The organism is Blautia caccae, from assembly GCF_040095955.1.
Lineage (GTDB): Bacteria > Bacillota > Clostridia > Lachnospirales > Lachnospiraceae > Blautia > Blautia celeris.
In genome coordinates, this window is the sequence record NZ_JBBMFP010000090.1 from 1 (window position 1) to 846 (window position 846).

The following is an 846-nucleotide window of genomic DNA, read 5'->3' on the forward strand; positions in this document are numbered from 1 at the left end:
CTGGATGTACATCGGCCCGCAGGGCATCGTGCACGGAACCTTTAATACTATCCTGAATGCAGGACGTAAGTTCTTAGACGTACCGCAGGACGGCGACCTGGCAGGCCATCTGTTCGTTACGAGCGGCCTGGGCGGCATGAGCGGTGCACAGCCAAAAGCCATAGAGATCGCAAGAGGAGTGGGTATCGTAGCAGAGGTGGATGCCTCCCGTATCGAGACCCGCCACAGCCAGGGCTGGGTGAGCCTGGTGATCGAGGATGCCGCTGAGGCGTTCCGTGTGGCAGAGGAATATATGGAGAAGAAAGAGACCGTATCCATTGCGTACCACGGAAACATCGTTGACCTGCTGCAGTACGCAGTGGACAACAACATCAAGATAGAGCTGTTATCTGACCAGACAAGCTGCCATGTGCCGTACGACGGAGGCTACTGCCCGCAGGGCCTGACCTTTGAGGAGCGCACGGAGATGCTGGCAAACGATAAAGAGAGATTCTGCGAGCTGGTGGACCAGACCCTGGTAAAACACTACCACCTGATCAAGACCCTGGTGGAGAGAGGCTCCTACTTCTTCGATTACGGAAACTCCTTCATGCGTGCCGTGTTCGATGCGGGAGCAAAGGACATCGCCAAGAACGGCGTGGACACAAGCGAAGGATTCATCTTCCCATCCTATGTGGAGGATATCCTGGGACCGGAGCTGTTTGACTACGGATACGGCCCGTTCCGCTGGTGCTGTCTGTCCGGCAAGCCGGAGGACCTGCGTGCCACAGACCATGCAGCCATGGAAGTGATCGACCCGAACAGAAGGAGCCAGGACAGGGATAACTACATCTGGATCCGTGACGC

General features: G+C 56.7%; 1 pseudogene. It reads left to right on the top strand.

What is annotated here, in order from left to right:
• Window positions 1-846, top strand: a pseudogene (locus WMO65_RS26320) (urocanate hydratase); the annotation flags it as partial.